Source organism: Paenibacillus sp. JNUCC-31, from assembly GCF_014844075.1.
In the GTDB taxonomy this organism is placed as follows: domain Bacteria; phylum Bacillota; class Bacilli; order Paenibacillales; family Paenibacillaceae; genus Paenibacillus.
This window is the reverse complement of sequence record NZ_CP062165.1, coordinates 1,068,396-1,093,546: the sequence shown is the minus strand read 5'-3', so window position 1 is coordinate 1,093,546 and position 25,151 is coordinate 1,068,396. Positions and strand designations below refer to the sequence as shown.

General features: G+C 47.7%; 22 protein-coding genes. All 22 read left to right on the top strand.

All coding sequences use genetic code 11. The features are described 5' to 3' along the window. Positions 1-18 precede the first annotated feature (18 nt). Positions 19-969, top strand: coding sequence for a 16S rRNA (cytosine(1402)-N(4))-methyltransferase RsmH (gene rsmH, locus JNUCC31_RS04755; RefSeq protein ID WP_192268967.1), 951 nt, complete (start codon positions 19-21; stop codon positions 967-969). A 23-nt stretch (positions 970-992) separates the two neighbouring features. After that, complete coding sequence (locus JNUCC31_RS04750; RefSeq protein WP_192268964.1) at positions 993-1,421, top strand: FtsB/FtsL family cell division protein; 429 nt, start codon at positions 993-995, stop codon at positions 1,419-1,421. 50 nt (positions 1,422-1,471) lie between these two features. After that, positions 1,472-3,802: a penicillin-binding transpeptidase domain-containing protein gene (locus JNUCC31_RS04745; RefSeq protein WP_228469513.1), complete on the top strand. Its 2,331-nt coding sequence runs from the start codon at positions 1,472-1,474 to the stop codon at positions 3,800-3,802. Between the two features lie 93 nt (positions 3,803-3,895). Continuing rightward, positions 3,896-5,860, top strand: a complete 1,965-nt coding sequence (locus JNUCC31_RS04740; protein ID WP_192268962.1) for a stage V sporulation protein D — start codon at positions 3,896-3,898, stop codon at positions 5,858-5,860. Between the two features lie 130 nt (positions 5,861-5,990). Further along, positions 5,991-7,478, top strand: a complete 1,488-nt coding sequence (locus tag JNUCC31_RS04735) for a UDP-N-acetylmuramoyl-L-alanyl-D-glutamate--2,6-diaminopimelate ligase (protein ID WP_192268960.1) — start codon at positions 5,991-5,993, stop codon at positions 7,476-7,478. Beyond that, positions 7,478-8,890, top strand: a complete 1,413-nt coding sequence (locus JNUCC31_RS04730) for a UDP-N-acetylmuramoyl-tripeptide--D-alanyl-D-alanine ligase (RefSeq protein ID WP_323374389.1) — start codon at positions 7,478-7,480, stop codon at positions 8,888-8,890. The genes JNUCC31_RS04735 and JNUCC31_RS04730 overlap by 1 nt, the downstream gene beginning before the upstream one ends. A gap of 12 nt (positions 8,891-8,902) precedes the next feature. Further along, entirely contained in the window at positions 8,903-9,871 is a 969-nt protein-coding gene (gene mraY / locus JNUCC31_RS04725) for a phospho-N-acetylmuramoyl-pentapeptide-transferase (protein WP_192268956.1), read from the top strand. 3 nt (positions 9,872-9,874) lie between these two features. Further along, positions 9,875-11,296, top strand: coding sequence for a UDP-N-acetylmuramoyl-L-alanine--D-glutamate ligase (gene murD / locus JNUCC31_RS04720; RefSeq protein WP_192268954.1), 1,422 nt, complete (start codon positions 9,875-9,877; stop codon positions 11,294-11,296). 48 nt (positions 11,297-11,344) lie between these two features. Then, positions 11,345-12,442: a stage V sporulation protein E gene (gene spoVE, locus JNUCC31_RS04715; RefSeq protein WP_192268952.1), complete on the top strand. Its 1,098-nt coding sequence runs from the start codon at positions 11,345-11,347 to the stop codon at positions 12,440-12,442. 7 nt (positions 12,443-12,449) lie between these two features. Continuing rightward, complete coding sequence (murG, locus tag JNUCC31_RS04710; RefSeq protein ID WP_192268949.1) at positions 12,450-13,559, top strand: undecaprenyldiphospho-muramoylpentapeptide beta-N-acetylglucosaminyltransferase; 1,110 nt, start codon at positions 12,450-12,452, stop codon at positions 13,557-13,559. A 150-nt stretch (positions 13,560-13,709) separates the two neighbouring features. Next, positions 13,710-14,615: a UDP-N-acetylmuramate dehydrogenase gene (gene murB / locus JNUCC31_RS04705; protein WP_192268947.1), complete on the top strand. Its 906-nt coding sequence runs from the start codon at positions 13,710-13,712 to the stop codon at positions 14,613-14,615. Positions 14,616-14,632: 17 nt separating this feature from the next. Beyond that, positions 14,633-15,916 (top strand): UDP-N-acetylglucosamine 1-carboxyvinyltransferase, encoded by a 1,284-nt coding sequence (murA, locus tag JNUCC31_RS04700; protein ID WP_192268945.1) that lies wholly within the window; start codon positions 14,633-14,635, stop codon positions 15,914-15,916. A gap of 59 nt (positions 15,917-15,975) precedes the next feature. Further along, a complete protein-coding gene (locus JNUCC31_RS04695) occupies positions 15,976-16,743 on the top strand; it encodes a cell division protein FtsQ/DivIB (RefSeq protein WP_192268943.1) in 768 nt (255 codons plus the stop codon). 292 nt (positions 16,744-17,035) lie between these two features. Beyond that, complete coding sequence (ftsA, locus tag JNUCC31_RS04690; RefSeq protein ID WP_192268941.1) at positions 17,036-18,313, top strand: cell division protein FtsA; 1,278 nt, start codon at positions 17,036-17,038, stop codon at positions 18,311-18,313. Between the two features lie 151 nt (positions 18,314-18,464). Further along, on the top strand, positions 18,465-19,577 hold the full coding sequence (gene ftsZ, locus JNUCC31_RS04685) for a cell division protein FtsZ (RefSeq protein WP_192268939.1): 1,113 nt from the start codon (positions 18,465-18,467) through the stop codon (positions 19,575-19,577). 257 nt (positions 19,578-19,834) lie between these two features. Next, positions 19,835-20,818: a sigma-E processing peptidase SpoIIGA gene (spoIIGA, locus tag JNUCC31_RS04680; RefSeq protein WP_192272746.1), complete on the top strand. Its 984-nt coding sequence runs from the start codon at positions 19,835-19,837 to the stop codon at positions 20,816-20,818. An 11-nt stretch (positions 20,819-20,829) separates the two neighbouring features. Then, entirely contained in the window at positions 20,830-21,552 is a 723-nt protein-coding gene (sigE, locus tag JNUCC31_RS04675; protein WP_017687308.1) for an RNA polymerase sporulation sigma factor SigE, read from the top strand. A gap of 111 nt (positions 21,553-21,663) precedes the next feature. Then, a complete protein-coding gene (gene sigG / locus JNUCC31_RS04670; protein ID WP_024628410.1) occupies positions 21,664-22,446 on the top strand; it encodes an RNA polymerase sporulation sigma factor SigG in 783 nt (260 codons plus the stop codon). Positions 22,447-22,670: 224 nt separating this feature from the next. Next, positions 22,671-23,027, top strand: a complete 357-nt coding sequence (locus JNUCC31_RS04665) for a YlmC/YmxH family sporulation protein (protein ID WP_062326527.1) — start codon at positions 22,671-22,673, stop codon at positions 23,025-23,027. 51 nt (positions 23,028-23,078) lie between these two features. Further along, positions 23,079-23,978 (top strand): peptidoglycan editing factor PgeF, encoded by a 900-nt coding sequence (gene pgeF / locus JNUCC31_RS04660; protein WP_192268936.1) that lies wholly within the window; start codon positions 23,079-23,081, stop codon positions 23,976-23,978. Positions 23,979-23,984: 6 nt separating this feature from the next. Beyond that, on the top strand, positions 23,985-24,686 hold the full coding sequence (locus tag JNUCC31_RS04655; protein ID WP_192268934.1) for a YggS family pyridoxal phosphate-dependent enzyme: 702 nt from the start codon (positions 23,985-23,987) through the stop codon (positions 24,684-24,686). Next, the gene (locus JNUCC31_RS04650) at positions 24,677-25,144 is read left to right on the top strand and encodes a cell division protein SepF (protein ID WP_062326391.1); all 468 of its coding nucleotides are present in this window, start codon (positions 24,677-24,679) and stop codon (positions 25,142-25,144) included. The genes JNUCC31_RS04655 and JNUCC31_RS04650 overlap by 10 nt, the downstream gene beginning before the upstream one ends. Positions 25,145-25,151: the final 7 nt, after the last annotated feature.

Here is a 25,151-nt window from a genome sequence, read left to right as displayed (position 1 = left end):
AGTCAGGAGGGGTGCAGGTTGTTTCACCACATAACCGTACTCAAAGAAGAGGCAACAGAGGGTTTAAACATCAAGCAGGACGGTATATACGTGGACTGCACTTTAGGCGGCGCGGGACATAGTTCCGTGATTGCTTCCAAGCTCGGTCCAGAGGGACGTCTGATCGCACTTGATCAGGATGATTGGGCTTTGGATAACGCACGTGAAAAATTGGCTCCGTACGGAGAGCGAATTACATTGGTCAAAACCAATTTTCGTGATCTGGAGCAGGTTCTTAAGGAACTGGATGTACTGATGAAAGATGGCGTACCACAGGTTGATGGGATTTTGTACGATTTGGGGGTATCCTCTCCACAATTTGACGAAGGGGAACGTGGATTCAGCTACAATCACGATGCTCCTCTGGATATGCGTATGGATCAGGATGCATCCCTCACTGCCAAGGAGATCGTTAACGAATGGCCGGAAGAGGAGATTGCACGCGTATTGTATCGTTATGGTGAAGAGAAATTCTCTAGAAGAATTGCTCGTGTCATTGTAGAGAAACGGAAGCAATCGACGATTGAGACGACTGGTGAACTGGTAGAATTGATTAAAGAAGGCATTCCTGCGGCAGCGCGTCGTACCGGAGGACATCCTGCGAAGCGCAGCTTCCAGGCGTTGCGAATTGCAGTAAATGATGAGCTTGGTGCGTTCGAGGAAGGGTTACATCAGGCGGTTCGGTGTCTGGCGCCAGGTGGACGTGTCTCTGTTATTACCTTTCACTCACTTGAAGACCGGATTTGCAAACAGATCTTTAGCAGTTATCTGGAGAAATGTACATGCCCTCCCGATTTTCCGTTGTGTGTATGCGGTGGTAAGGGTGTCTTGCGTTTAGTGAACAGAAAGCCGCTAAGTCCGACGGAAACGGAACTGGCCGAGAACTCCCGTGCTCGTTCAGCGAAGCTGCGCGTAGCCGAGAAATTGTAAAAACAGAGTGGAGGAGCCTTTGTATGGCATATACACGTGGTAATCTGGCAGTGAAAGAAAAAGCGTCCCAAGAGCGTGTGACCCAGCAGCGGTACAAGGAAACCACCAAAGTGGTGACCCGTCGTACCGGTCTTCCGGCACGCGAAAAATTTTTGTATCTGATTACTCTGATTGCTGTTATTGTTGTCGGCGGTGTAATGATGTCGCGCTATGCTCACATCTATGAGCTTAACAAGCAGGCACAGACGACGTTGTCCGACGTGAGAGAAGCAGAGAAAGCCATTGCAAATCTGCAAGTAGAAAAAGAAAAACTGAACAATTTGGTCATCGAGAATGCTCGCAAACTTGGTTATGTTGAGGCTTCCGGCAAGGATGTCATTTTTGTGCCTCGCTCAACGAGTACATCGAACTCGGCAGGTACTGAATCATCCTCGGATCCAGCCAATAAGTAGAACATTTTGTATCCATCCATACAAAATGCTGAAGCAAAAGAGGTGTACCGATGGTAAAAAGAATAAAGATGCGCACGTTGCTTATAGGGGGATGCATTACCCTCTTTTTTCTTGTATTAATAATCCGCATATTTTTTATTCAGGTTGTTAATAGCGGTTTTTGGCAGGAAGAAGCCGCTGGTTTGGTAGAGCGTGAACAAACTATCAAGGCTAGTCGTGGTTCAATCACAGACCGGAATGGTAACATTCTGGCGACAGATTCTCCTGCATACACCGTGTCTGTGAATCCGGAGCTAATTAACCAGCTCGGCATTGAAGATGTGGTTATTGACAAATTGTCTGGTTTGTTGGGTAAAAACGAGAGCGAAATGCGTGCGCTTGTAACAGCCAAAAAGGAAGATGGGACATTCTTTCAGCAACGTGAAGTACGCAGTGAAGGGTATAAAATCAGCCCTGATTTGGCTGCAAAAGTAGAAGAATTTCGCGAAAAACTGAAAGATGACTACAAGGGTCAAAACGCGATTGTCATGACACAGGAATCGAAGAGATATTATCCTGAAGAAACCCTTGCCTCTCATCTCCTGGGGTATATGAGTCGTGATGGGAAGGCTGTCAACGGTCTGGAATTATCCTACGATGAACAGCTTACAGGTACAGATGGTTATCTGAACTATCAGAAGGATGCCAAAGGTATTAAGCTTCCCGATTCACAGGACAGCTATCTTCCTCCGCAAAACGGGAATAATCTGAAGCTGACAATCGATGATACCATTCAGTTCTACATCGAAAATGCAATGAAAGAAGCAGTAGCTCAGTACAATCCGCTGAGTATGACTGTCATTGCTGCAGATCCCAATACGATGGAAATTCTCGGTATGGCGAACTGGCCAACCTTTAATCCTAATACCTATGGGAATACGCCAGATCAGAAAAATTTTATTAACCATGCTATACAATCGATCTATGAGCCAGGGTCTACGTTTAAAATTGTTACCTTGGCGGGTGCAGTTGAAGAGAAGCTGTTTGATCCTAACGCCACGTTTGAATCCAAGCGGATCTATATCGGGGGTTACCCAATCAGTGACAACGGTCACGCTTATGGTCGAATTTCCTACTTGGAAGGTGTTAAACGTTCAAGTAATATTGCGTTTGTTAATTTGGGCTATAACATGCTTGGCGGTGAACGTTTGCGTCATTACATAGACCAATTCGGTTTTGGTAAAAAGACGGGCATTGATCTGCCGAGTGAATCAGCTTCACCAATCAAGCCGCTGGTTTATAAATCCGAAATTGCCACAGCCGCCTATGGTCATGGTCTTGTACAGGTAACACCAATCCAGCAGGTAGCAGCCGTTTCGGCCATTGCCAACGGTGGGAAACTCATGGAGCCGCACTTGGTGAAGGAGATTATCAATCCAAATGACGGTTCATCCGAAGTGATCAAGCCTAAAGTCGTTCGTCAGGTCATTTCCAAAGAATCTTCCAAACTGGTGAGCGGGTACCTAGAGCAGGTTGTTGCAGATCAGACGATTGGTACAGGACGTAATGCTTACATTGAAGGGTATCGTGTGGCTGGTAAAACCGGTACGGCCAGAAAAGTTGTCAACGGGGATTACAGTAAATCCAAAGACGTCGTTTCGTTTATCGGTTTTGCACCCGTAAATAATCCTAAAATTGCGATCCTGGTTGTGATTGACCAGCCGGACGGTGCCAATATTGGCGGAGGGAAAGCCGCCGCACCGGTATTCAAAAAGATTGCCAGTCAAGCTCTTCAATATATGGGAGTCCCGAAAGATACGGTGAAAACCACTGACAAAAAGTCAAAAACAACTCCGGTCGTTCAAGCCAAAGCTCCTGATCTGTCAGGTAAGACAGCGAAACAGGCCAGAAGCCAGCTTTTGAACGCAGGGATTGCCTATGAAACGCTCGGTCAAGGTGAAAGTGTTATTCGTCAGTACCCTGTACCGGGTGCGTCCATGAATCCGGGTCAGCGAATCTATCTGCTGACCGAAGAGAGTAGCAAGATGAAAATCCCTGATCTGACAGGTGAATCTCTCCGGGATGCACTTGAAGTACTTTCTCTTATGAAAGTGGGCGTAACCGTTAAAGGCGAAGGGTATGTCGTGAAGCAAACGGAGCAGGTGTCAGGCGAACAGAGAACGGTTCAGCTTAGCTTGCAGACAGCCAAAGCGGCGGTTACCGGTATAGCAGATGAGGCTCCTGAGTCTTCTGATCCAACGTCAGAAGATAAGGCTAATAACCAAGTGGAATCTGATGAAGCGGTGAACACGGAAGAAGCGGGGAAAACAAGTACGACAACCACACCTTCAAATGAGACCGAATCGTCTGCCGAGACATCAGATGAGACTTCGCTTCCATAGGGATCACTGACAGCTTGTTCTAACCCCCGGTTGTCCTGAATATTCATGAATGGAACACAATCATGATTTTGGGACGAGTGGGGGGATCTTTTCGTGAAGGGATCAAGCGTAAATCTGCGGCGCAGGCTGCTGTGGAGTTTAATGATTTTAGTGTTGTTATTTTCTGCCCTGGTGATCAGGCTTGCTTATGTACAACTTGGGGAAGGCCCGGAATTGTCGGCGAAAGCGGAAGAATCCTGGCGGCGCAACATCCCCTATTCAGCCAAACGGGGAGAAATTCTGGATCGGAATGGAACTTCTCTGGCCTATAACGTGACAACTCCGACCATTATGGCGATTCCTGCTCAGGTGAAAGAAGCGGAAACAACAGCAAGAGCGCTTGCTCCTTTGCTGGGGATGACCGAAGAGAAAGTGCTGGCAACCATCAAGAAGAGAGAATTAATTGTCCGACTACAACCCGGTGGCCGCAAAATTACGATGGAGAAGGCTCAGCACATCCGTGATTTGAAGCTTCCGGGTATCGTTGTTGCCGAGGATAATAAACGCTTTTATCCTTATGACGATCTGGCGGCTCATATTCTTGGATTTACGGGCATTGATAATCAGGGGCTGACGGGCGTCGAAAAAAAATATGATGACAAGTTGAACGGTTTGAATGGCAGTGTGTCCTACTTGTCCGATGCGGCCGGAAGGCTTATGCCGGGCTCATCTGAGAAGTATGTGGAACCGAAGGATGGTCTGAACCTGAAACTGACTATTGATAAATCGATACAGTCCATCATGGAACGAGAGCTGGATCAGGCCATGGTCAAATTCCAGGCCAACTCGGCGCTTGCCATTGCCATGAATCCCAAAACGGGCGAAATTCTTGGCATGGCCAGCAGACCGGGCTATGAACCGGCGGATTATCAGCAATATCCTTCCGAAGTATACAACCGGAACTTACCGATCTGGATGACTTACGAACCAGGTTCAACGTTTAAGATCATTACGCTCGCAGCGGCACTGGAAGAGAAAAAGGTCAATCTGACCCAGGATCAGTTCTATGATCCCGGATTTGTTGAAGTCGGGGGCGCTCGCTTGCGCTGCTGGAAAAAGGGCGGCCATGGAAGTCAGACCTTCCTGCAGGTCGTGGAAAACTCCTGCAACCCCGGGTTTGTTGCTTTAGGGCAGAAGCTTGGCAAAGAATCGTTATTTTCTTACATTAAAGACTTTGGATTCGGCACGAAAACAGGAATCGACCTGAGTGGTGAGGCCAGCGGTATTCTGTTCAAACTGTCACGTGTAGGACCTGTAGAGCTTGCAACCACTGCTTTTGGTCAAGGGGTTTCCGTTACACCGATTCAACAAGTAGCTGCTGTGTCAGCAGCCATTAATGGTGGCAAACTATACAAGCCCTATGTTACTAAGGCATGGGTTCATCCGGTAACGGGAGAAGTGATGGAAGAAGCCAAGCCGGAACTGGTTCGACAAGTGATCTCGGAAGCTACGTCCAAGCAAGTGCGTGAAGCCCTGGAAAGTGTAGTTGCCAAAGGAACGGGACGTCCCGCGTTCATCGATGGATATCGGGTTGGCGGCAAAACGGGTACAGCCCAGAAGGTCATTAATGGACGTTATTCTTCTACCGAGCATATCGTATCTTTTATTGGTTTTGCTCCAGCTGACGATCCACAGATTGTTGTGTATACTGCGGTGGATAATCCGAAAGGGATTCAGTTTGGTGGCGTGGTTGCGGCTCCGATTGTGCAGAACATTCTTGAGGATTCGTTGCATTACATGAATGTTCCTGTTCGTAAGGATCAGGTAGCCAAACAATACAAGTATGGAGAGACCAAAATTGTGACGGTTCCCGATCTGACAGGAGCTACGGTCGAAGACTTGTATGAGGATCTGAATATGAATTTTATGCTGGCCAAATCCGGCAGTGGCAAATATGTTATTAACCAGGCGCCAAAGCCAGGAGCACGGGTGGAACAGGGATCTACCATACGCATCTATATGAGCGATGTTCTGAATGATATTCATGATCATACCAAGGAGGAAGGACAAGAGCCCTGACCGGGCTCTTGATCCCCACACCGCAACAAAATTCACTAACTTGCGTTTCATTAATGGGCTGTATTGTCGATAGTATGAATACAGACAGATATCGAAGTCGAAGTAAACTTGGAAAAGTGAGGTTATTCATGTGCTTTTAAAACAACTTTTATCAACGCTGACAACCGCCCGTGTTATTGGCGAACCAAATACAGAATGCCAAAACCTACAGACAGATTCTCGCCAGGTACAACCGGGAGATCTGTTTATCTGTCTTCCGGGACATACGGTCGATGGACATCATTTTGCGGAGAAGGCCGTAAACGCTGGAGCTGTTGCTCTGGTAGTGGAACGTGAGCTGGATCTGCCTGTTCCGCAACTGTTGGTCAAAGACAGCCGTTTTGCAATGGCTGTATTGGCAAATTCCTTTTTTGACTCGCCAAGCCGCAAGATGAATATGATTGGTGTAACGGGAACCAACGGGAAAACAACGACAACCTACTTGATAGAAAAAATCATGAGTGATTTTGGTCAGAAAACGGGGTTGATCGGGACCATTCAAATGCGTTATGACGGTCGCACATACCCAATGTCAGGCACAACGCCGGAAGCGCTCGACTTGCAGCGCAGTCTGCATGATATGGTTCAAGCAGGTACGAACTGCTGTGTTATGGAAGTATCCTCCCACGCTCTGGAGCAAGGTCGTGTTAAGGGAACGGAATTCCGAACTGCCGTGTTTACCAATCTGACGCAGGATCATCTGGATTACCATCATTCCATGGAAGAATATCGCGCAGCCAAAGGATTGTTCTTTGCAAGGCTGGGTAACGGTTATACGGAGGATGCTTCGAAGCGCAAATTTGCTGTGATCAACGCAGATGATCCTGCAGCAGCATATTTTAGTTCTGTTACAGCGGCTGAAGTGATTACATACGGCATGGAAGACCATGCAGATGTTCGCGCATCCCAAATATCCATTACCTCTCAAGGTACTTCTTTCCATGTGGACACCTTCCGTGGCAGCACGGATATTCGTCTACGGATGGTCGGCAAATTCAATGTGTACAATGCAATGGCTGCCATTGCTGCTGCGTTGGTTGAGAATGTTCCGTTGGAAGAGATCAAACGTAGCCTGGAGACGGTACCTGGTGTAGATGGACGTGTAGAGGCTGTGGATGAAGGACAGCCGTTTGCTGTTATTGTTGATTATGCACACACTCCGGATGGCCTGGAGAACGTACTGCGGACAGTGAAAGAATTTGCTGAGGGACGTGTAATCTGTGTATTTGGGTGCGGTGGTGACCGAGATCGTACGAAACGCCCGTTAATGGGCAAAATTGCAGCGAAATATAGCGACATTGTATTGGTTACTTCCGATAATCCGCGTACAGAAGATCCTGATTTGATTCTTAAAGACATTGAACAGGGACTGATTGAAGATGGCATTCAAGCGGATCGGTATACCATGATTGTGGATCGGCGCCAGGCGATTCATGAAGCTATTGAAATGGCAAGCCCTGCCGATGTAGTATTGATTGCGGGCAAGGGCCACGAGACTTATCAAATCATTGGTACAACCAAAACGGACTTTGACGACCGGATCATAGCGAAAGAAGCGATAAGGGGCAAATCCAATTGATAAAAAAAACATTGGCACAAATCGCCGAGATGTGTGGAGGAACACTAACTGACGTTGCCGCTTATGGAGATGTGTCTGTTGAAGGTGTATTTACAGATTCACGTAAGCCCACCCAGGGAAGTCTCTTTATCCCGCTGGTTGGCGAAAGGTTTGATGGACATGAGTTTGTGCAAACCTGTGTAGAGAAGGGTGCTGCTGGAACCCTATGGCAAAGGGACCATGGGACTGAACCACGAGGTGCTGTCATTGTGGTAGAGGATACCCTTGTTGCATTGCAGGTGCTCGCTTCATCCTATTTGCGGGAAAGCGATGCATCAGTCGTGGGTATTACGGGCAGCAATGGCAAAACAACAACGAAAGACATTGTGGATGCCATTCTGTCTACCACGTTCAAAGTGCACAAAACCCAAGGCAACTTTAATAACCATATTGGCCTGCCACTCACCGTACTAAGCATGGAGCCCGATACCGAAATTGTGATTCTTGAAATGGGCATGAGCGGCCGGGGGGAGATCGAAGAATTGTCTGTGATCGCCCAGCCGGATGTCGCGATCATCACGAACATTGGGGAGTCTCATCTGCTTCAACTGGGGTCCCGATTGGAGATTGCCCGTGCCAAGGCTGAAATCGCTGCTGGCATGAAACCAGGCGGTTTACTGATCTACAACGGAGACGAGCCTTTGATTGAACAAGTATTGGCAGAGCCGGCGACGAAGCAGCCTGAAGGCCTTCAGCGTTATACATTTGGCTTGCATACAGATAATGATGATTATCCAACTGGACTCATGAATGTGCAAAACGGGGTTGCTTTTACGACCAAGCAGTTGGGAGAAGCTGCTCTTACATTGCCATTGCTGGGGACTCATAATGTGGTTAACTGTCTTGCTGCGCTAGCGGTTGCACGACATTATGGAGTGGAATCCGAGCAAATTGCAGCAGGGCTGTCCGGATTGAAATTGACAGGCATGCGCATTGAAGTTCTTCAGGGTGTGAGTGGTCTGACCCTGCTCAATGATGCATACAATGCAAGCCCGACCTCCATGAAGGCCGCAGTGGATGTTCTAGAAAGCCTTAAGGGATATCGTAATAAAGTAGCTGTACTTGGCGATATGCTCGAACTGGGACCTCAGGAGCAAGAGCTTCATCGTGGCATCGGGGAGTATATTACACCTGCCAAAATGAATATGATGCTGGCTTATGGGTCTTTGTCATCAAGTATCGCTGAAGGGGCGAGACAGCACATGCCTGCGGACGCCGTACATGCGTTTGAGAGCAAAGAAGAATTGACCCGTTTTCTGCTGGAGAAGCTCCATCCGAGAGATGTTGTCTTGTTCAAGGCCTCACGGGGCATGAAGCTGGAGGATGTGGTCGAAGCGCTTAAAATAGCTCCATTACAGAATAGAGTAGACTAGAGGGGTGAACCCATGGATTTTCAGGTATTACTGTTAACAATCGGTGTTTCATTTATTTTGGCGGTGATTGCCGCACCGCTCTTGATTCCGTTGCTGCGTCGAATGAAATTCGGGCAGCAGGTTCGGGAAGATGGGCCACAGAGCCATCTGAAAAAAAGCGGAACACCTACGATGGGCGGAGTTGTTATTTTACTCGCGTTCACATTGGCCTTTTTGAAATTTTCAGCGGTCAAAAATACGGACTTTTATGTCCTGCTTGTGGCTACTCTCGGTTTCGGTCTGATCGGCTTCCTGGATGATTACATCAAAATTGTATTCAAACGTTCACTGGGGCTGACGGCTAAACAAAAGATGATTGGTCAGTTGTTTTTCAGTGCCGTGATGTGCTACTTACTGATCCAAAATGGACACAGTACAGCCATATCGATTCCAGGTACATCATTCTCTTTTGACTGGACGGGATGGTTTTACTATCCGTTTGTAGTATTCATGATGCTTGCCATCACGAATGCAGTCAACTTCACGGACGGTCTGGACGGCTTGCTGTCCGGGGTGAGCGCCATTGCATTTGGCGCATTTGCCATTGTGGCCATGCAAGCAACATCCATGCCAGCAGCAGTATGTGCAGCAGCAATGATCGGTGCGGTGCTTGGTTTCCTCGTATACAATGCACACCCTGCCAAAGTATTTATGGGAGATACAGGGTCCCTGGGAATTGGCGGTGCGATTGGTGCAGTCGCTATTGTGACGAAGACAGAACTTCTTTTTGTTATTATTGGCGGTATTTTCGTTATCGAGATTCTGTCCGTTATTATTCAAGTGGTATCATTTAAAACACGTGGCAAACGCATATTCAAAATGAGCCCGATTCATCACCACTTTGAACTGAGCGGCTGGTCGGAATGGCGAGTTGTCATTACTTTTTGGGCGGTAGGAGCCATATTGGCCGCTCTTGGACTTTATCTCAACAAGGGGTTGTAAACAATGAACCATCCTGAATCATATCGTGGACAAAAAGTGGTTGTACTTGGACTCGCGAAGAGTGGTGTGCAGGTTGCCAAAGTATTGGATCGTGCCGGCGCCAAGGTCACAGTTAATGATAAAAAAGAGAGAGAACAGTGTCCCGAAGCATCCGAATTGGAGGCTTTGGGAATTTCTATTGTGTGCGGAGGTCATCCCGACGACTTGATTCAAAGTGATGTGAAGCTTGTGGTCAAAAATCCGGGCATTCCGTATCAGGCACCTCCTGTGCAGCAGGCGCTTGCATTAGGCATCGAAGTAGTGACCGAAGTGGAGGTAGCTTATCATCTATGCGCTGCCCCTATGATCGGAATTACGGGTTCCAATGGGAAAACGACTACAACAACGTGGGTAGGCAACATGTTGGAGGTTGCCGGTTTGAAACCTATCGTTGCCGGTAATATTGGAACGCCATTGAGTGAGGCAGCAGAGCAGGCTTCTGCGGATAACTGGATGGTGGTAGAGCTTAGCAGTTTCCAACTCAAAGGAACAGCCGATTTCCGGCCGCGTATTGCCAGTTTGTTAAACGTAGCGGAGACTCATTTGGACTATCATGGAGACATGGATGATTATGTGGCTTCCAAAGCCAAATTATTTTCCAACCAGCAGCCGGAGGATGTAGCTATCCTGAACTGGGATGATCCGGTATGCCGCGGACTGGTTCCTTATATCAAAGCAAAACTGCTCCCATTTTCGCTGACAGAGAAGCTTGAAGCAGGGGTATATGCTGATCCTCCATACGTGGACGGGGAAGAGGATGATGTGAAGCGCCAGGTGATCTATGCAGACGGTCAGGGCAACCATCACGTCATTATTGATGTGGAAGACATCGGAATCCCGGGACGATTCAATGTCGGAAATGCATTGGCAGCAGTGGCTATTGCTGTGTCCGCTGGAGCCGACCCATCTGTGCTTGCTGCGCCTCTGGCTGACTTCAAGGGGGTTGAACACCGTCTTGAGTATGTACTTGAACATGATGGAGCTAAGTATTACAACAATTCCAAAGCGACCAACTCCAAGGCAACCGTAATGGCGCTGAACTCATTCAAGGAACCAGTCGTGCTCATTGCCGGAGGACTGGATCGTGGTTCAGACATGATGGAATTGCTGCCACTGTTCCAGGAGCGGGTGAAAGCTGTAGTTGCACTTGGTGAGACACGCACCAAAATTGCCAAGGTCGCAGAACTGGCGGGATTAAAGCAAATTAAGGTCGTCGATAATGAGGAGGACGCTGCCCAAACGTTAACCGCTGCCGTGCAGGAAGCTTCGCAGCTTGCAGCTCCGGGTGATGTCGTCTTGTTGTCACCGGCATGTGCAAGTTGGGACATGTTTGCTTCCTATGAAGAGCGAGGACGCATTTTTAAAGAGGCGGCGCATAACTTGTAAGTAGGGGGGTGGAAAAGCCCCTACTTCCATGCAAGGGGTGGCCTCCTGATGAAACAGTCGCGACCGGCGCCGGATATCTGGCTCCTGATTTGTATTCTGGCATTGCTTGCCATCGGCATTATTATGGTCTATAGTGCGGGCTCGGTGCTGGCTTTCCATGACTATGGTGATTCATTTTATTTTGTCAAAAGACAGCTGTTGTTCGCCGGACTTGGGCTTGCTGCCATGTTTGTTACCGCAAATGTGGACTACCGGGTCTGGAGAAAATATGCCAAACCTATACTGATTGCCTGTTTTATCATGCTGATTGCGGTGCTGATTCCCGGCATCGGAGTAGTTCGTGGAGGGGCGCGAAGTTGGTTGGGCATTGGCTCGTTCGGCATACAGCCTTCTGAATTCATGAAATTGGGCATGATCCTGTTTCTTGCTCACTGGTTAAGCAAAGAACCTGGTAAAATCAAAACGTTCACCACGGGGCTTTTGCCACCGCTTGGATTGATTGGTTTGGCCTTTGGTATTATTATGCTTCAGCCCGATTTGGGGACAGGCACCGTAATGCTGGGTGCATCCATGCTTATTATTTTTACAGCAGGAGCACGGATGAAACATCTCTTGCTGCTCGCCCTTGGCGGGGTAGCAGGGTTTGCCGCGTTGATTGCAGCAGCTCCTTACCGATTGCAGCGAATAACGGCTTTTTTGGACCCGTGGTCTGATCCACTTGGTGCCGGATATCAGATTATTCAATCGTTATATGCGATCGGCCCCGGAGGACTTGCGGGCTTGGGGCTGGGGATGAGCCGACAAAAATACAGCTACGTTCCCGAGCCGCAAACGGATTTTATTTTCTCCATTTTGGCAGAAGAGCTTGGCTTCATTGGTGGAATGATTGTATTATTGCTGTTCCTGATACTGGTTTGGAGAGGGATGCGCGTAGCGATGACAGTACCGGATGCTTTTGGAAGTCTGCTGGGTGTCGGGATTGTGGGTATGGTGGCTGTACAGGTCATCATTAACATTGGTGTCGTTATTGGGCTTATGCCCGTTACGGGGATCACCCTTCCCCTTATTAGTTATGGCGGATCCTCTCTGACATTGATGTTGACAGCGCTAGGTATATTATTAAACTTATCCCGTTATGCGAGGTGAATCTACGATGCGAGTCGTTCTAAGCGGCGGCGGTACCGGTGGTCATATCTACCCGGCCGTTGCTATAGCAAGACAATGTGAGGCGGAGAATCCCGACTCGACATTTCTATATATTGGTGGTACCCGGGGGCTGGAAAGCAAACTGGTGCCACAGGAAAATATTCCGTTTCAATCGATTGATATTACAGGTTTTCGCCGGAAGTTATCCATAGACAACCTGAAGACGGTCATGAGATTTCTTCAAGGTGTTCGCAAATCCAAAAAAATGCTCAGGGAATTCAAGCCCGATGTCGTCATAGGTACCGGTGGTTATGTGTGTGGACCTGTCGTGTATGCGGCAGCCAAACTCGGTATTCCAAGTGTCATTCATGAGCAGAATGCCATTCCCGGATTAACGAACAAGTTCCTGACCCGGTATGTGGATACGGTAGCTGTTAGTTTTGAGGGATCGGAAAAAGCATTTTCTGGAGCTAAACGGGTCGTGTATACCGGCAATCCAAGAGCTACCACGGTTGCTCAGGCCAGCCGTGATCGTGGCTTTGCGACGCTGGGTGTACCAATGAACAGCAGAGTTGTTCTTGTGGTTGGCGGCAGCCGTGGTGCGAAAGCAATTAACAAGGCCATGGTGGACATGGCACCGATGCTGGAACAGCTTGATGATGTGCATGTGGTTTACGTCACAGGCGATTCGTATTTTGATGAAACACGTGAAGCCATTCGCAGTTCACTTGGCACCATGCCGAATCATCTGCATGTGCTGCCCTACGTACACAATATGCCAGAGGTTCTTGCTTGTACGTCACTGATTGTGAATCGTGCAGGGGCTTCATTCCTTGCCGAGATTACATCTCTTGGCATTCCGTCCATCCTGATTCCTTCACCGAACGTGACGAATAATCATCAGGAGGCGAATGCCCGCACGCTTGAGGGTGGTGGTGCATCACTCACCATGCTGGAGAAGGATCTCACAGGGCAGGCGTTATATGAAGCGGTTGCTGGAATTATGAAAGATGAACCGGCACGCAGAAGGATGGCTGAAGCCTCCCGAAAACTGGGTAAACCTGATGCAGCCGAAGTGCTTGTGAGCGAGATTCGGCGTCTTGCTGCAGGGCGGTAAAGTGCGTTTTGGGCGTTTGTCACACACGCGGCGGGACTGACATAAGATACCGTATAAATTGTGACAATCGTTCCATGGGAGCGCAGCACGGTCTGCAGAAACGAAAACAGCAGCCTGCTCATCGGTTTTGAAGTAAAGGAGGATATAAATATGCAGCAGTGGATATCGCTATTATCCCAGAACAATGTCGGCAAAGTTCTTGAAAACGAGCCGCTAGCCAAATACACCACATGGAAGATCGGCGGTCCTGCAGATGCGCTGATCATACCGGAAAACAAGGAGCAAATGGTCAATCTCATCCAATTGCTGCACGAGCATCAGATTCCATGGATGCAGCTTGGACGGGGTTCCAACATGCTGGTGTCTGACAAGGGGATACGCGGAGTTGTCGTGAAACCGGGAGAAGGTTTTGATTATGCCGAGTTTCATGAGGAAGGCGTAACGGCCGGAGCGGCCCATTCCTTTGTCAAACTCAGTGTGGTTGCTGCCAAAAAAGAGTGGACCGGTTTGGAATTTGGCAGCGGCATCCCCGGAACGGTCGGCGGAGCCGTATACATGAACGCTGGTGCCCATGGATCGGATGTGTCACGGATATTTCAATCCGCTGAGATTGTCTTGGAGACAGGAGAATTGGTACGTTACAGCAAGGAGGACATGGAATTTGCGTATCGGCACTCTGTTCTGCACGAACGGAGAGGCATCGTGCTGGAGGCTACGTTTGCACTCCAGCATGGGGAACGCAAGGTCATTTCGGAAGCAATGGCGGCTTACAAAGATCGCAGGCGACGTACACAGCCACTGCAGATGGCGTGTGCAGGTAGCGTATTCCGAAATCCACCCGGTGATCATGCTGCCCGACTGATAGAAGCAGCGGGGCTTAAAGGTATGACTCAGGGGGGCGCACAGGTATCCACCATGCATGCCAATTTCATTGTCAATACAGGGCAGGCGACAGCAGAGGACGTTATCACCCTAATGCAGCAGATACAGAGCACTATATCATCTCAAAACGGTATAAACCTGATACCGGAAGTCTTCGTAGTGGGTGAGCGGTAAACCCCGGAGGTGATACATTGGACAAATTGGTGATTGAAGGCGGGAAACCCCTCTCAGGATCCATACGCATCCATGGAGCAAAAAATGCCGCTTTACCGATCATGGCCGCAAGTTTGTTGGCAGATGGAGAAGTTACGCTGCACAACGTACCACACTTGCTGGACATTGAAGTGATGCTGTATATCCTGGAACGGCTTGGATGCACGTGTCGGCATGAACAAGGAACAGTGACGATAGATACGTCGTCCATTCGGTCATATGATGTGCCTGAGGATCTAATGAAACAGATGCGTTCTTCCATTTTTTTGATGGGCCCATTGCTGGCTAAGTTTGGGCAAGTATCCGTGTACCAGCCAGGTGGCTGTGCCATAGGAGAACGTAAAATTGATCTTCACCTCCGGGGCCTGGAAGTGCTCGGAGCTTCAATCGAAGAGCAGGATCAGCAAATCATTTGTCGCGGGCGCAAGCTGGTGGGGACAGACATTCATCTGGACTTCCCCAGTGTAGGTGCCACTGAGAATATTATGATGGCAGCTGTCACGGCTGAGGGTACAACAACGATATATAATGCAGCGAGAGAACCTGAAATACAGGATCTGCAACATTTTCTGAATGCTATGGGTGCACGAATTATTGGTGCCGGTACGGATACGATTACGATTAACGGGGTGGAGAAACTCAAACCTTGTTCTTACGAGATTATACCTGATCGAATCGTTGCAGGAACGGTGATGATTGCAGCCGCAGCAACTAGAGGGAATGTAACGCTTACACACTGTAATCCGGCCCATCTTACTTCACTTATACATGTGTTGAAGCGTACTGGTGTTCAAATCACAGTCTGCAATGATATAATGACGGTGAGCTGTATGAGTCGTCCAAAATCAGTAGACCGCATTGTGACTTCTCCGTATCCTTCATTTCCCACAGATTTGCAGTCGCAAATCATGGTGCTGCTCAGTCTGGCGGACGGGTTCAGTGTGATGAAGGAGACGGTATTTGAGGGCAGGTTTAAACATGTGGATGAGTTGAATGTCATGGGTGCCGATATTTCGGTGGACCTGAATGCAGCATTTATCCGTGGTGTTCCCCGATTGTACGGGGCTACAGTGGAAGCAACCGATCTGCGTGCAGGTGCAGCCTTAGTTATTGCTGGCCTTGCTGCTCAGGGCAAGACGGTTGTGGAGCAAGTGCATCATATTGACAGAGGGTACGATCGCATCGAGAAGCTTTTTCAGAGTCTTGGAGCTTCCGTGGAGCGACAGTCCCCCGTTTCGAAACAGCTGGATTTTGCCAATTAACGTCCTTTGAGTCCCCTTCTTAAAGGGAAGGGGGCCAGAGGCTTTGTGGAGCGCGACCTATGCCTAAAAGCCAAATTCCGGTTCTGAAGAAGAATCGGCCCAAACGAAACACAAGCCGTAAAATTGTTTTTATTCTCTTACTACTCTTTATTGTATTACTTGCTGTACTTTTTTTTCGTTCATCGATGAGCCGGATTTCGGCAATTGAGATTACGGGTAATGTATATACTACGACTTCGGAATTGCTAGAGAAGAGCGGCCTGAAAGAAGGCGAACAGTTTTTTGGGACAAGCTCAGCTGATGTGATTGGGCGGCTGAAAACGATCAAGGCGGTATCGTCTGTAACGGTGGATAAACAATTCCCCGGCATTGTTCATATCAAGGTCCAGGAATATCCAACGGTAGCGTATGAACTCGCTTCAGACGGTACGCTAAAAGCCATACTGGCAAGCGGGACGAGCCTTACGGTTCCTGCTACGATCGGAGTTGCCGTAGAGAAACCGATTTTGACCCAGTGGAAAGCAAATGATCCGCTTAAGACCAAACTGAGTGAAACATTGGCGAAGATCCCGAATGAACTGACGACGGATATTTCGGAGATTATTCCGAATCCTACGCCTTCATTTCCGGATCAGATCCGGATGTATACCAAGTCACAGTTTGAAGTCATTACAACCGTCTCTCTATTATCCGATAAGGTTGAATATCTTAATCAAGTCATTGAGACTGAGCGGCCAGGGAAGATTACGATGCTGGAGGCCGATACGTACGTGCCTTTCGTTCCGGACACCCCTGAAGAAGATGCTGAGCCAGGAGCTACACCCTGATTTTCGCCCTCATTGGTTAAACTGTATTGCAAAACCAGGCGGGAGCGGGGTTTAGCCCCTGTGTACCACTGAAAGTTATTCTTTCTGAGATGAAGAAAAAATGATACACTTGAACTTATGGCACCTGAGTTGCCTCCTTCTTTTTTCTTCAAGGTTTTATGTCTCGCAACCAGATCTTGGCACCCAAAAAAATTGTAGAAAAAAGAGGGAAAGCCTAAAGTGTGTTGAATATGTTTTAAGAGTGTTTAAACCCGAACGTATTTTACTATTGGAGTCAGGAGGTGCCACAGACTTGAGCAACAATGACATCATTGTTAGTTTGGACATCGGTACATCCAAAATTCGCGCTATTATTGGGGAAATGAATAATGGAACCTTTAATATTATTGGAGTTGGATCTGCCGACTCGGAGGGAATTCGCAAAGGTGTAATCGTAGATATCGATCAAACGGTGCAATCGATCCGCAATGCAGTGGATCATGCAGAACGTATGGTTGGTATTCAAATATCCGAAGTATATGTTGGAATCTCAGGAAATCATATCGGACTGATGAGCAGTCACGGCGTCGTGGCAGTGTCTAACGAAGACCGTGAAATCGGAGAAGAAGACATGGAGCGGGTGTTGAAAGCAGCCGAAGTGATTGCGGTTCCGCCGGAACGGGAAATTATTGATGTTGTAGCCAAGCAGTATGTTGTTGATGGCTTGGAGGGCATACAGGACCCCCGTGGGATGATTGGTGTTCGCCTTGAAGTGGAGGCGACCATCATTACGGGTGCAAAAACTGCGATACATAATCTTTTGCGCTGCGTGGAAAAAGCGGGTCTGAAAGTGAGCGATCTGGTTCTCATGTCACTTGGAGCAGGTCAGCTCGCATTGTCCAAGGATGAAAAAACGATGGGTTCCGTGCTTGTTGACATTGGAGCAGGGGCGACAACCATTGCCATCTTCGAAGAAGACAGTCTCGTTGCAACTTCAACGCTACCAATCGGCGGAGAGTTCGTCACCAATGATATCGCTTATGGTCTTCGCACTTTGACAGATCAAGCCGAAAAGGTGAAATTGAAATATGGCTGTGCCTGGTTGGATGATGCTGCTGCAGATGTGATGTTCAAGGTAACACGGATCGGCAGCAATGTGGACAAGGAGTTCTCTCAAGAGGATCTGGCAGCTATTATTGAACCAAGGGTTCAGGAAATATTCCAGATGATATCTCAAGAAGTGAAGCGTCTTGGTTACAATGATCTTCCTGGAGGTTATATACTAACTGGAGGTACGGTATCAATGCCGGGTGTCCTGCAGGTCGCTCAGCATGAACTTGCTGCTTCGGTACGAGTTGCGGTGCCGGATTATATCGGCGTGCGTGATCCTGGTTTCACGAGTGGAGTCGGCATTTTGCACAGTGTAATCCGCAGTTTGCGTATTCGTCCCTCAGTTAACAGCGGCGGTGGAAACAACAATAATAACAACAAAAAACCGACCAACCGTCCGAAGCCGAATGCGGCTCAGGAATCGGAGCAAAAACCAGGTCTGTTTGAACGGCTGAAAAATATGTTCAGCGAATTTATATAACAGGTTGAATCCATTTCATACAATCCTTGAAGCCGTTTGAATGCGCTGGTAAACTAACATAAACGCTTTCGTTCGTCGATATATGAAATTGATTCGGTTCAATACCAATTGGACGGGCTATCCATGCACAATGAGGGGGAGATGGAATAATATGTTGGAATTTGATTTCGAGATGGAGAGCTTTGCTCAAATAAAAGTCATTGGTGTGGGCGGCGGTGGAAGCAATGCTGTTAATCGAATGATTGAAAATGGAGTGCAAGGTGTAGAATTCATTACCGCGAATACGGATGCGCAGGCATTGCACTTGGCGAAATCCGAACATAAATTGCAGATTGGCGATAAGTTGACAAGAGGTCTTGGTGCTGGTGCCAACCCAGAAGTGGGCAAGAAAGCCGCCGAAGAATCTCGTGATCTGATGATGAACACCTTGAAGGGTGCCGACATGGTTTTTGTAACTGCCGGAATGGGCGGGGGTACAGGAACAGGGGCAGCTCCCGTTATTGCTGAGATCGCCAAAGAATGTGGTGCTCTTACAGTAGGGGTAGTGACCCGACCGTTCACGTTTGAAGGACCGAAACGTTCCAGGCATGCCGTACAGGGCATTGAAGCGCTCAAGGAAAAAGTAGATACATTGATTGTGATTCCAAACGATCGTTTGCTTGAAATTGTTGACAAAAAAACACCGATGCTTGAAGCGTTCCGTCAAGTAGATAACGTTCTCCGTCAAGCCGTTCAAGGTATTTCTGACCTGATTGCTGTTCCAGGTCTCATTAACCTTGACTTCGCCGACGTCAAAACGATTATGACAGAACGTGGATCTGCCCTAATGGGAATCGGTGAAGCAACTGGCGAAACTCGTGCCGCTGAAGCTGCACGCAAGGCTATCATGAGCCCATTGCTCGAAACTTCGATTGAAGGTGCACGCGGTGTAATCATGAACATTACGGGCGGTACCAATCTGTCCCTGTATGAAGTCAATGAAGCGGCAGAGATTGTCACTGCGGCTTCCGATCCGGAAGTGAACATGATCTTTGGTGCGATTATTGACGAAAACCTGAAAGAGGAGATCAAAGTTACGGTGATTGCAACGGGATTTGAAGACAAGCCAGCATCGCCACCTTCTGGTCAAAAACCAACGCCAGCAACGGAGACCACGGATACGCGTTCGCCGAACCTGCGTCCGTTTGGAAATCAGCCGAGCAATGATCAGCTGGATATTCCGACATTTTTGCGCAATCGTTCCCGTAACAATAACAACGATTAATACTTCAATAGATCTTAATGAAGACCCGATGCTCCTTATGGAGCAATCGGGTCTTTTTTTATTTTGCTTATTATCATATCATACCGTAACTGAACAAATTCTGAACAACAGGCCTGAGTAATTCCGACAAAAAAAGTTGAAACGGTCCCCCCATGATTAGACAGACTTTGAAAAGTGCGCTCCGTATACTTGTGAATATGCTCATGAATATCGGGATAACGTTATTTCGATATGTTGCGCGCAGGCAGGTGAAGAGTGTGGTTGTTTATGTGGATCTTATTTTTTTGACGAACCTGTGTATTGACGGTGCACTCATCGGGTTGACTGCCTGGATGCGCAAAACGAAGCTGGTTTGGTGGAGATGGTTGCTGTCCGCGATCGTGGGTGCATTGTATGTTGTCATGATGTTTGTGCCGGAGTTTGATTTTATGTTCACCTTTTTGATCAAGTTTGGATTGTCTCTCGTGATGCTGGTTATTGCATTTGGGTTTAAAGGTCTTCAGGCATTTATGAGGACTTTGGGTACCTTCTATGTGATCAATTTTGTCGCCGCAGGGGGAATTTTGGGTGTGCATTACATGCTCCAGAGCTCTGGGGAACTGTTCAACGGCATTTGGTTTACAGCATCGGGTGGAATGTCATTTGATCTGAAAATCGCTTTCTGGTTCACGTTTATCGTATTTTTTGCCATGCTTTTTTTATTCAAAACCGTGCAGAACTCGAAACGAAAAACAGATCGAATGACAACGTACTTGGGTAAAGTGGAGGTTTGCATCGAAGAGGTCAACATTTCTTGTACAGGCCTTCTGGATACAGGAAATCAATTAACGGACCCCCTTTCGCGCATGCCTGTCATGGTAATGGAGGTATCGTTGTGGCAAGACATGCTGCCTGCTGCATGGAAGGGCAGGTTGAAGGATGAGGCGCCGGACAACCTTATCATGGAGCTGGATCAGGAGGATTTTCACTGGCAGGATCGTTTAAGGCTTGTGCCCTATCGAGGCATCAACAACAAAGGAACTGCGTTTATGCTGGCGATTAAGCCGGACCGGGTGAAGGTCACGATGGATGAGATGTGTTATGAGACAACAAAGGTATTAATAGGGTTGGACGGGGGCGTATTGTCATCCGATGGAAAATACCAGGCCGTGATTCACCCTGAGCTTGTGCAAGATGCTGCTTCTGCGCAGTCTACGGCTATCTCTGCGGGAGCAACAGAAAAGCCGCTGAATGTGGTATAGGAGGAACGTACATGCTTGTAAAATGGAAACTGGTGGCACAGCTGCAGTACTATCGTTTATTATTTCTGCTTGGTTTGAAAAGTGAAGAGATCTATTATATCGGAGGCAGTGAGGCGCTGCCGCCCCCATTAACACGTGAAGAAGAAGAATTTTTATTGCAAAAGCTGTCATCAGGGGATTCGGCGATTCGTGCCATGCTCATTGAACGTAACCTGCGACTCGTGGTATACATTGCACGTAAATTTGAAAATACCGGAATTAATATCGAAGACCTGGTCTCCATTGGAGCCATCGGACTGATCAAAGCCGTTAACACCTTTGACCCGGAAAAGAAAATTAAGCTGGCAACGTATGCTTCGCGTTGTATTGAAAATGAAATATTGATGTATCTGAGACGCAACAGCAAAATTCGTACAGAAGTTTCTTTTGATGAACCACTCAACATTGATTGGGATGGAAATGAACTATTACTATCGGATGTACTTGGTACAGAGAACGATACAATCTATCGGAATATTGAAGAACAGGTAGACCGGAAGCTTTTGCATAAAGCGTTGGAAAAATTAACCGAGCGGGAGCGAATGATTATGGAGCTTCGCTTTGGCTTGACGGATGGGGAAGAAAAGACGCAAAAGGATGTCGCCGATCTGCTTGGAATCTCCCAATCCTATATCTCTCGTCTCGAAAAAAGAATCATTAAAAGACTCCGCAAGGAGTTCAATAAGATGGTCTGAACAGGAGTATTTTTCATAATGGGTATTAATGGCAAGGATGCCAAGTGCGAATAAAAAAGCCTGCCCCGGAGATAATGTACATTAATGTTTCTCCTTGGGAGGTAAATCACGATGACCCGAAACAAAGTCGAGATTTGTGGCGTGGACACCGCAAAATTGCCTGTCCTCACCAACACAGAAATGCGGGAATTGTTTCATTCCCTTCAGCAACACCATGATCGCTCAGCAAGAGAGAAATTAGTGAATGGCAACCTGCGACTTGTACTCAGTGTCATTCAGCGCTTTAACAATCGGGGGGAGTTTGTCGATGATCTGTTCCAGGTTGGATGTATCGGCCTGATGAAAGCCATTGATAATTTTGATTTATCCCAGAATGTCAAATTTTCAACCTACGCGGTGCCGATGATTATCGGTGAAATCCGTCGATACCTGCGCGATAATAACCCGATTCGGGTATCTCGCTCCTTGCGGGACATTGCTTATAAAGCACTTCAGGTGCGTGACAGCCTGACGAATAAAAATTCCCGTGAACCGACGATATTCGAAATTTCCGAGGTACTGAATGTGCCGAAGGAAGATGTGGTATTTGCATTGGATGCCATTCAGGACCCGGTTTCGCTCTTTGAACCGATCTATCATGATGGCGGAGATCCGATTTATGTAATGGATCAGATCAGTGATGACAAAAACAAGGATGTGTCGTGGATTGAGGAGATTGCTTTGCGTGAAGCGATGCATCGTCTTGGTCAGCGGGAAAAAATGATTCTGTCGATGCGGTTTTTCGAAGGGAAAACTCAGATGGAAGTGGCTGATGAAATTGGCATTTCCCAGGCTCAGGTATCCCGTCTGGAGAAATCAGCGATACAACAAATGCAGAAACATGTGAAGTCGTAGCATAATGTAAACCAAGAGGATGACCAAAGGGAGAGAAATATTCCTTGGTCGTCTTTTTGTTTTTTCGATTCGAGATGAGGGGATTGTTCTTTACCTTTGAAAAACAGGACATTTTTCGCGTCTTGAACATATATTGTATAGAAGCGTAGAACGGGCAGAAGCGGATGAAGGCAGGGGGGCGGAACCGAGTGAAAGTAAACACAGGTGAATCGGCAGCACGAGGCATGAAAATTTCAGATTTTCAGACGAAAGATGTGATTAACATTACAGACGGCAAGCGTCTGGGACAGATCAGTGATTTGGAGCTGGATCTGAAGCAGGGGCGGATTGAAGCGATTGTTGTACCAGGCTACAGTCGTTTTATGGGGCTGTTTGGAGGGGGAACGGATCTCGTCATTCCCTGGCGGAACATTGTGAAGATCGGCTCGGATGTGATATTGGTTAAAATGGATGAAATCAAGGAGAGTACCTATGATGAACGAGATCGTGAAGCACGTATGTATGATGAACAACATAACAGTCGCGCAGACCGTGTGGAACGTATTGAGCGGTTAGACCGCAGTCAGCGCCGGACGATATAACCGAGACAGAACAGGGTTCATTTGGTACACTGGAAGTTGTGAGGTGAGATAATGGAGCCATTTATGTTGGATCAGGAAATAAGCGAACGGTCAGGTAACCAGAATTCCAATATGGGTCCTGACCCGTTGTTATTATATGTGGAGCCATGGAAACAACGATTTGAGCACATGAAAGCCGGTTTCACGACAAGGCAGGGAGGGGTTGGAAGCACTCCTTATGCCAGTCTCAACTGTGCTTATCACGTGGGTGATGATCCGGAAGATGTATTGAAAAATCGTAAACTTGTGGCTGAAAAGCTGGGTTTTTCCTTGGAATCATGGACTTGTGGTGAACAGGTGCATGGCAAACATGTCGCGGTAATTACAACGGAAGACAGAGGAAGAGGATTGTTGGATCGACAGTCTGCTTTGCAGGATACGGATGGATTGGTCACGAACGTCCCGGGTGTACTGCTGACTTCTTTTTATGCAGATTGTGTGCCCCTCTATTTCTATGATCCTGTGCGACAAGCAGTGGGGCTTGCTCATGCCGGATGGAAAGGTACAGTTGCTGGTATAGCAGAGTCGATGGTCGAAACGTTGGAGAGGGAATATGGAAGCCGCAGACAGGATATCCATGCTGCAATTGGTCCCTCAATTGGGGATTGCTGTTATGAAGTGGATGAAGCAGTCATGAAGCATGTACGGGTTTGGCTGGACCAGTCCCCGGGTAATGATGAATACAGGAATTCTGCTTCAAACCAAGTATATCAGTCGGCCGGAAACGGTAAAACGATGTTAAACTTGAAAGAATGCAATCGACACATTATGATGAAAGCAGGAATATTGCCGGATCATATCGAATGTACAACTTGGTGTACAAGCTGCAATCCCGAGCTATTTTTCTCATATCGTAAAGAAAATGGCATAACCGGGAGAATGGCGAGCTGGATTGGGCTGGAAGAGAGGTGACCCTCTGTGTCTTTGGAGGAGCGTATACAACAGGTAAATCAGAAGATCGAAGCCGCATGTCAGCGCAGTGGACGTCAACGTGAGGATGTAAATGTGATTGCTGTCACGAAATATGTCTCACTTGAAACGACGGGATCTGTGCTGGACTGCGGTCTTGAGCATATTGGAGAAAATCGCTGGCAGGATGCACAGGCCAAATGGGAAGCATTCGGCGGGCAGGGTATCTGGCATTTTATCGGTCATTTACAGACGAATAAGGTGAAGGACGTCATCGGTAAATTTCGTTACATTCATTCACTGGATCGTTTGTCACTGGCGAAGGAATTGGATAAAAAGGCCGCTTCTCTTGGCATACAGGTGCAAACGCTTATGCAGGTAAATATTTCAGGTGAAGAGAGCAAATATGGCTTGCAGCCTGAACAGGTGAGTTCTTTTTTAAATGAAATCCGTTCGTTTAACAACCTGAAGGTTATCGGCTTGATGACCATGGCACCTCATGAGGAAAATCCGGAGCTAACCCGTCCCGTATTTCGCGGTCTGCGTGAGCTTAGAGACCATTTGAATGGACAAGCGTTGACAGAAGAGCCATTGACTGAGCTGTCGATGGGCATGTCCAATGATTTTGAAGTGGCGATTGAAGAAGGGGCAACCTGGGTTCGACTGGGATCGATTCTCGTAGGAAAAGAGGAGGGTTCACGATGGGCGTAATGAATAAATTTATGAATTTCCTCGGGCTTCAGGAAGAGGAAGAAATTGTGGAACGTGAGCGGCTGGCGGCACAAGAGGAAAATGAATCTGACCAGCAGGAAGCTGAAACCTCAAGTCTCGATAAACGTAGAAACCAAAGGGGGAATAATGTGGTGAGCATTCATTCCCAGAAAAATGTTAAAGTTGTCCTTTATGAACCGCGTTCGTATGACGAAGCTCAGGAGATTGCTGACCATCTGCGCTCCCATCGTACGGTTGTGGTTAACCTGCAACGGGTGCGTCAGGATCAGGCACTGCGCGTTATTGATTTCTTGAGCGGCACAGTGTATGCACTGGGCGGCGGTATTTCAAAAATTGGCGGTAACATTTTTCTCTGTACGCCAGATACGGTTGAAATTCAGGGAGCAATTACGGAAATACTGGCTGACAGCGAGCAAGATTATAACAGAATGAGGTGAGCCGCTT

Excerpts from the sequence above, each read along its gene's own strand:
- pgeF (WP_192268936.1), top strand. The coding sequence starts at position 23,079 with ATGGAGCCATTTATGTTGGATCAGGAAATAAGCGAACGGTCAGGTAAC.
- spoVE (WP_192268952.1), top strand. The coding sequence starts at position 11,345 with ATGAAACAGTCGCGACCGGCGCCGGATATCTGGCTCCTGATTTGTATT.
- murD (WP_192268954.1), top strand. The coding sequence starts at position 9,875 with ATGAACCATCCTGAATCATATCGTGGACAAAAAGTGGTTGTACTTGGA.
- JNUCC31_RS04695 (WP_192268943.1), top strand. The coding sequence starts at position 15,976 with ATGCCTAAAAGCCAAATTCCGGTTCTGAAGAAGAATCGGCCCAAACGA.
- JNUCC31_RS04745 (WP_228469513.1), top strand. The coding sequence starts at position 1,472 with ATGGTAAAAAGAATAAAGATGCGCACGTTGCTTATAGGGGGATGCATT.
- JNUCC31_RS04665 (WP_062326527.1), top strand. The coding sequence starts at position 22,671 with ATGAAAATTTCAGATTTTCAGACGAAAGATGTGATTAACATTACAGAC.
- sigE (WP_017687308.1), top strand. The coding sequence starts at position 20,830 with ATGCTTGTAAAATGGAAACTGGTGGCACAGCTGCAGTACTATCGTTTA.
- ftsZ (WP_192268939.1), top strand. The coding sequence starts at position 18,465 with ATGTTGGAATTTGATTTCGAGATGGAGAGCTTTGCTCAAATAAAAGTC.
- JNUCC31_RS04650 (WP_062326391.1), top strand. The coding sequence starts at position 24,677 with ATGGGCGTAATGAATAAATTTATGAATTTCCTCGGGCTTCAGGAAGAG.
- sigG (WP_024628410.1), top strand. The coding sequence starts at position 21,664 with ATGACCCGAAACAAAGTCGAGATTTGTGGCGTGGACACCGCAAAATTG.
- JNUCC31_RS04750 (WP_192268964.1), top strand. The coding sequence starts at position 993 with ATGGCATATACACGTGGTAATCTGGCAGTGAAAGAAAAAGCGTCCCAA.
- mraY (WP_192268956.1), top strand. The coding sequence starts at position 8,903 with ATGGATTTTCAGGTATTACTGTTAACAATCGGTGTTTCATTTATTTTG.
- murG (WP_192268949.1), top strand. The coding sequence starts at position 12,450 with ATGCGAGTCGTTCTAAGCGGCGGCGGTACCGGTGGTCATATCTACCCG.
- murB (WP_192268947.1), top strand. The coding sequence starts at position 13,710 with ATGCAGCAGTGGATATCGCTATTATCCCAGAACAATGTCGGCAAAGTT.